At 68.8% G+C, this 7,065-nt stretch carries 5 protein-coding genes; 2 read left to right on the top strand and 3 right to left on the bottom strand.

Going from position 1 to position 7,065, the window contains the following annotated elements:
* Positions 1-1,529: AAA family ATPase (locus tag ACFWF3_RS18560; protein WP_379314611.1), on the bottom strand; the 1,529-nt coding region annotated here is incomplete at its 3' end.
* A 157-nt stretch (positions 1,530-1,686) separates the two neighbouring features.
* On the opposite strand from ACFWF3_RS18560, the gene ACFWF3_RS18555 reads away from it, so the two are divergent.
* A complete protein-coding gene (locus ACFWF3_RS18555; protein WP_378992660.1) occupies positions 1,687-2,043 on the top strand; it encodes a nuclear transport factor 2 family protein in 357 nt (118 codons plus the stop codon).
* A 26-nt stretch (positions 2,044-2,069) separates the two neighbouring features.
* A complete protein-coding gene (locus ACFWF3_RS18550) occupies positions 2,070-2,489 on the top strand; it encodes a hypothetical protein (RefSeq protein ID WP_379314610.1) in 420 nt (139 codons plus the stop codon).
* Positions 2,490-2,561: 72 nt separating this feature from the next.
* On the opposite strand, the gene treY is transcribed toward ACFWF3_RS18550, so the two are convergent.
* Both treY and glgX read right to left on the bottom strand, forming a co-directional pair.
* Positions 2,562-4,949, bottom strand: a complete 2,388-nt coding sequence (treY, locus tag ACFWF3_RS18545; protein ID WP_378992690.1) for a malto-oligosyltrehalose synthase — start codon at positions 4,947-4,949, stop codon at positions 2,562-2,564.
* A 48-nt stretch (positions 4,950-4,997) separates the two neighbouring features.
* The coding region (glgX, locus tag ACFWF3_RS18540) for a glycogen debranching protein GlgX (protein WP_379314609.1) at positions 4,998-7,065 on the bottom strand (2,068 nt) is incomplete at its 5' end.

The following is a 7,065-nucleotide window of genomic DNA, read 5'->3' as shown; positions in this document are numbered from 1 at the left end:
ACGGCCGCTGACATCAACCGCCGATGCGCGGAACCCGGTTTGCCGCCCGCGAATTCGGCTTGCGCCCGCACCAGGTCCAGCCGCAGCGCGAACGCGGCTCCGCCTTCCTCGGCCGCACTGCCCTGCTCGCCGCCCCCGCCGACTACCCCGGCAGCGCCGACAGCCTCTCGTTCGCCAGGTCGCGCCGCCTGCTGCGCCGGGCAGCCGGTTGCTGGCGCGCCGGGGGCATCGCCCGCCGGCTCGCGGACGTCGCTCCACAGGGACGCGGCTCGCTCGGCCAGTCGCTCTGCGCGGTCGGTGAGGCCCGCCTCCGTCGCGGACTCGGCGGCGAGGACGAGTCTGCGCACGCGGGCGTTCGTGTCGATGCTCAGCGCGGCCGCGCGATCGTAGGCGGTCACGGCGGCATGGAGGCCGTGGCGGCGCCGGGCACGGTCGGCTGTGTGCTCGAGTGTGGTGGCGGTGTTCTCGTCGGGACCTGTTGCGGCACTGGCGAGATGCCATGCCCGCAGGTCCGCGGTGTCGTCGCCGCTCAGTGCGTCGGCCAGGGCGCGGTGGGCGGCCAGCCGGTCGGTGAGCGCGGCGCCTTGATACACCGCCGACCGCAGCAGTGGGTGGTGCCAGGTCAGCACCTGACCGTCGGTGCCGATCATGCCCGCGTCCTGGGCGGGTTGCAGATCCCGCAGTGACGCACCGAGACCGGCCGCGGCACGCAGGATCGGCGCCAGGTCCGCGGCACCGGCCGCCGCCGCGACCAGAAGCACGGTCCGCGTCGCCGCGGGCAAGCGGGTGACGCGGCCGTGGAAGGCCAGCTGTAACCGCTGCGACAACGGCAGCGGATTCGCATCGTCGACACTGCCGTCGCCGACAACTGCCGGAAGTTCCAGCAGCGCAAGGGGATTACCGCCCGACTCGGTGAGCAATCGATACCGGACGGCCGGACTCAGCGGGGTCGTACCGGCATCGAGCAGTGCCGCCGACGCCTCGGGACGCAGACCGGACAGGGCGAGTTCTGTCAGCCCGGGCGCGGGAAAATCCTGCGGCCCCGAGCGCGTGGCGAACAGCATCACCACTCCCTCGGCCTCGAGCCTGCGCGCCGCGAACAGCAGTGCCTCCGCGCTGGCCCGGTCCAGCCAATGCGCGTCGTCGATCAGGCACAGCAGCGGCCCGTCGGCTGCCTCCTCGGCGAGCAGGGTCAGTACCGCCAGCCCGATCAGCATCCGATCGGCGGGTGCGCCATCGCCGAGCCCGAACGCCGCCTCGAGTGCGTCACGCTGCCGCGACGGCAGGTGGCGCACGAGCTCCATACCTGGCCGGACCAGCAGATGCAGTGCCGCGAAGGGCAATTCGGCCTCGGACTCGATCCCCGCGCTACGCACTGTCGGAACACCTTGCGCTGCCGCGTAATCCAGCAGCGCGGTCTTCCCGATCCCGGCCTCGCCGCGCACCACCATGGCCCCGCTTCGCCCCGCGCGCGCCCCGCTGAGCAGGTCATCGATCCTGGCCTGTTCGGCATCGCGTCCGTGCAGCATGGGCTCCACCGTATCGCCGTACCGGTACCGCGGGCAGCCGCGCCGGGAAAAGTACCTATACGCGACTGATTCGACCGACCCCCTCGCGCCATAACGTTGTGCCCATCGCAGGAACTACCAGCGAAACACCAGCTCACAACCTATTTCGGAGGTCGAGATGAACACCGTCGTCGCACAGTACCTGGAAGCGTGGAACACCCGCGAGCCCGCCGCCCGCCGCTCCGCCGTCGCCCGTCTGTTCACCCCGCGGGCCCGCTACGTCGACCCGCTGGTCGCGGTCACCGGCCACGCCGAACTCGAGGCCGCCATCGCCGGTGTCCAGGCTCAGTTCCCCGACTGGACATTCACCCTGGCCGGTCCCGTCGACGCCCATCACGACCAGGTCCGCTTCACCTGGGGCCTCGGCCCCGCCGACGCCCCCGCCGTGGTGATCGGCTTCGACGTCGCCGTCCTCACCGACGGCCGCATCGACAGCGTCTACGGCTTCCTCGACCAGGTTCCCGCCACCACCTGACCCCTTCGCAGCCAAGGAGATCCGCCATGACCACCACCGCTCCGTCCCGCCTGTCCGCGTTGTTCGCCTCCGGCGAGAACCTGCTGCGGCTGTCGCTGCGCCTCGACGCCGTCGTCACCACCGCCAACGGCCTGGCCTACCTGGCACTGGCGCAACCAATGGAACGGCTGCTCGGACTCGATGCCGGTGTCGGCCTCGCGATCGGCGCCTTCCTCACCGCCTACGGCCTGGCCGTCGCCGTCGTCGGCCGATCGGCGCCGGTCAACCGGGCTGCGGCGTCGGCGGTGGCGATGGGCAACACCGTCTGGGTCGTGGCCAGTCTCGCCGCGCTGTCGACCGGTGCGCTCGGTCTCACCACGGTGGGTGTGGTGTGGGCGGTGATGCAGTCGGTGACTGTCGGCGGTTTCGCCGCGCTGCAGTATCTGGGACTACGTCGTAGTCGCTGAGCTGGACACGAGGGACCGGCTCGCGCAGTGTCGGTCCCTCGCGGGTGCGCGCCTTCTGGCCCGTGAGTGCTGTCAGCGCACCAGCAACGCGACAGGAAGTCGAGCGAACAGTTTGTCCACCCGCGCACTCCCCGCGAAGGTGTTCCCGGTGAGCCGATCGGTCCAGTTGCCCTGCGGCAGCGGCAAAGTGGTGTCCAGCCAGCCCGTCGTGCCGAGCCCGACCGAATGCCGGGTCGCCGCCACGATCACCTCCGGCGCTTCGCCCGCGGGCCCCCGCCCGTAGGCGATGAACCGATGCGCGTGCTCACCGATGGCATAGAGCGGGCGGTACATCCCGCCGACGAAGCACTCCGGCCGCTCCCGGCGCAACCACAGCGCGTAGGCGACCACCCACATCTTCGCCGCGCCGGTGGTGTCCAAAGTCGGTGTGTCGGTGAGTGACTGGAGCATCCCGACCCGGGTGGCGAAGTTCACCGGCCGCCGGTTGTCGGGGTCGACGAGGGAGTCCTCCCACAACTCGGTGCCCTGATAGATATCGGGAATCCCCGGCGCGCCCAGCTGCAAGAGCTTCTGCGCCACCGCGTCCGACCACGCGTGCGGCGCGAGCTCGTGGGCCAGATCGCCGATGCCGGTACCGACCGGTCCATCGATCACCGCGTCGAGCCAGCCGTGCACGGCCGATTCGAACGCCGCGTCCGGCTCCTCCCAGGAAGTCTTCGTGCCCGCCTCGCGAATCGACTTCTCCGCGAACATGTGCAGCCGGTCCCGCAGCCCCGGCACCGACGAGGCGGGTCGCCCGTCGGCGGGCCACACCCCGAACATGTTCTGCAACAGGAACAACGCGGTCGCCCCGTCGGGCGCGGGGGTGGTCTCCAGCCAGCCTCGAACCCGCTGCGACCAGACATCGGCGACCTGCGACAACACCCCGATCCGGGCGCGCACATCTTCGCCGCGTTTGGTGTCGTGGGTCGAGATCGTCGTCATGGTCGCGGGCCAGCGCTGCGCGCGTTCACTGTTGGACAGGTGGAAGTCGTTGACGGAGTGGCCGAATCGGGCCGGATTGCCGCCCACCTCCTGCAGCGACACCAGCCGCGCACCCTGATAGAACATCGTGTCCTCGACCGATTTGGCGGTGATCGCCCCACACACCTGCGAGAACCTCGTCGCCGCTTCACCCCCCACCGACAGCGCGGTCACCAGCACCGACAGCGGCGCCGTGAGCTCGGCGTTGCGCTTCTCCACCTCCGCCACGACCGCGGCCGTCATCCCGGCCAGCGGTGCGTAATCCACCCGGTACACCGGCATGAAAGCCAGTACCTCGATGGTCGCGTTGCTCACCGCGAGAGTGTCGAAACTGCCCGCGTTGCCGTCGCGTTTGATCGCGGCGACCAATCGCCGGATCTCCGGCGCCAGAATGGTTTCGGCGACAGCGCGTTTGATCCGATGCTCGGTTTCACCGAACCACGCCCGGTCGCTGCCGTGCCCCGCGACGTGCTGGGACAGTTCGGTCAGCGTCGCCTCGCCCGCCGGATCGATCAGCACTCCACCGAGATCGGCGAGCGCGTCGTAGCCGGTGGTGCCGTCGACCGGCAGCGTCGCGTCCAACGGCTCGCGATTGGCGAGGATCTTCTCGACGAGCAGGAGCCGTTGCGGCCCGATCAGCCTGCGCAACCGGGTCAGATACGCGCTCGGATGCGACAAGCCGTCCGGATGGTCGACGCGAACGCCGTCGATCAGATCGTGTTCGCACCAGGCCGCCAGCTCCCGGTGCGTCGCCTCGAACACCTCCGGGTCTTCCTGCCGGATCGCGGCCAGACTGTTCACCGCGAAGAACCGCCGATACGTGCACACCCCGGCCTTCCAGCTCACCAGCCGGTAGTGCTGGCGGTCGTGGATGCGCAGAGCGTTGTCACCGTCGGTGCCCGCCGCGATCGGGAATCGCAGATCGTGCAATGCCAGCATCGGTTCCGCGCCGGACCGGTCGACGGTGAGCGCGGCCGGGTCGTTCTCGTTCTGCAGGACCGGCAGCGCCAACCGCCCGCCCGCGCCGTTGCCCGAGCTCCAGTCGATGTCGAAATACTTGGCGTACTGCGACTTCTGGCCGTTGCGCAGCACATCCCACCACCACCGATTCTGCCGCGGATCGGCGACACCCACATGGTTGGGCACCAGGTCGACGATCAATCCCATACCCCGGCTCCGCACTTCGTCGGAGAGCGCTTTGAGGCCCGTCGGCCCGCCGAGCGCGGCGGAGACCGTGGTGGGGTCGGTGACGTCGTAACCGTGTGTCGACCCGTGCGTCGCGGTGAGGATCGGCGACAGGTACAGGTGCGAGATGCCCAGCTGCTGCAGGTATTCGGCGATGGCGCGGGCATCGGCGAAGGTGAGCGCGTCGGGGCGCAACTGCAACCGGTAGGTGCTGCGCACCGTGCCCGCCCGGACGGGCGCGCGATGCAGCATGGTCAGCGGGTCGGTCACATAGGTCTCGGTCATCGTCTCGCTCGGCGGCTAGGTGGTTCGGCGCAATACGAGCAGGCAGCGGCTGGCGACCGGCAGCGTCGCCGCCGCGGCGTACACCGCGTCGGCCGCGCCGGTCGGGGTCGAACTATCCAGGGCGAGCGACCACTGCGCGCCGAACTCCGGTCCGGGCAGTACGAAATCGATCGCTTCGTCGTGCGCATTGAAGCACAGCAGGAACGAGTCGTCGGTGATGCGCTCACCCCGTGGACCCGGTTCGGCGATGCCGTCACCGTCGAGCAGCACGGCCAGTGATTTCCCGAAGCCGCTGTCCCAGTCGTCGTTGGTCATCTCGGTGCCCGCGGGCGTGAACCAGGCGATCTCGCGTCGGTGACCCTGATCGTCGCTCGGCCCCGCGGCCAGGAAGCGGCGACGCCGGAAGATCGGATGGTCGGTGCGCAAGGCGATCACCGTGCGGGTGAACTCGAGCAGGTCGGCATTCGACTCCGCCAGCGACCAGTCCATCCACGCCACCGGCGAATCCTGGCAGTACACATTGTTGTTGCCGAGCTGCGTGCGTCCGATCTCGTCACCATGGGCGAGCATCGGCGTGCCCTGACTCAGAATCAGCGTGGCCAGCAGATTGCGTTGCTGACGTGCACGCAGCGCGAGGACCCGGGGATCGTCGGTCTCACCTTCGACACCACAGTTCCAGGATCGGTTGTGGCTTTCACCGTCCCGATTGCCCTCACCGTTGGCGTCGTTGTGCTTCTCGTTGTAGGACACCAGGTCGCGCAGCGTGAAGCCGTCGTGCGCGGTGACGAAGTTGATGCTGGCACCGGGCCTGCGGCCCGTCGACTCGTACAGATCCGACGACCCGGTGAGCCGAGAGGCGAACTCGCCCAGTGTCGCGGGCTCCCCGCGCCAGTAGTCACGCACTGTGTCCCGGTATTTGCCGTTCCACTCGGTCCACAGGCTGGGGAAGTTGCCGACCTGGTAGCCGCCTTCGCCCACGTCCCACGGTTCGGCGATGAGCTTGACCTGACTCACCACCGGATCCTGGTGTACCAGGTCGAAGAACGCGGAAAGCCGGTCCACGTCGTGCAATTCGCGTGCCAGGGTGGCGGCGAGGTCGAAGCGGAAGCCGTCGACGTGCATGTCCAGAATCCAGTACCGCAGCGAATCCATGATCAGTTGCAGCGTGTGCGGATGCCGGACATTGAGGCTGTTGCCGGTGCCGGTGTAGTCCTTGTAGTGCTCGGGGTCGGCCTCGTCGAGCCGGTAGTAGGCGGCGTTGTCGATCCCGCGCAGGCTCAGTATCGGCCCGTTGTGGTTGCCCTCGCCGGTGTGGTTGTAGACGACGTCGAGAATCACCTCGATGCCCTCGGCGTGCATCGCGCGCACCATCGCCTTGAACTCCGCGACCGCACCGTCGCCACGCGGCCGGGCCGAATACTGGTTGTGCGGTGCGAGATAGCCGATGCTGTTGTAGCCCCAGTAGTTGCGCAAGCCCTGATCGGTGAGCACGTGATCGTGGAAGAACTGGTGCACCGGCATGAGCTCGATCGCGGTGACGCCCAGCGACTTCAGATGCCCGATGATCGCCGGATGCGCCAGGCCCGCATAGGTGCCGCGCAGGTCCTCCGGGATATCCGGGTGCGTCATCGTCAGGCCCTTGACGTGCGCCTCGTAGATCACCGTCTCGTGGTACGGCCGGTTCGGCGGCCGGTCGGGGCCCCAGTCGAAGAACGGGTTGATCACCACCCCGGTCATCGTGTTGCCCAGCGAATCCAGCCCGTAGGTATAGAGCGAGGGATCGTTGACGAATTCGCCGTCGAACGCTTTCCCGTACGGGTCGAGCAGCAGTTTGCTGGGGTCGCAGCGCAATCCGAGCTCCGGATCGTACGGACCGTGGACCCGAAAGCCGTACCGCTGCCCCGGGGTGACGGAGGGCAGGTAGGCGTGCCAGACATAGCCGTCGACTTCGTCGAGGTCGACGCGGGTCTCGGAGCCGTCCTTGGCGATCAGGCAGAGCTCGACCTCGGTGGCGACTTCGGAGAACACCGAGAAGTTCGTGCCGCCACCGTCGTAGGTCGCGCCGAGCGGATACGGGGTGCCC

This window comes from Nocardia sp. NPDC060220 (assembly GCF_042727815.1).
Taxonomy (GTDB): domain Bacteria; phylum Actinomycetota; class Actinomycetes; order Mycobacteriales; family Mycobacteriaceae; genus Nocardia.
The sequence above is the reverse complement of the archived record's forward strand: the minus strand, read 5'-3'. Positions and strand labels throughout refer to the sequence as shown.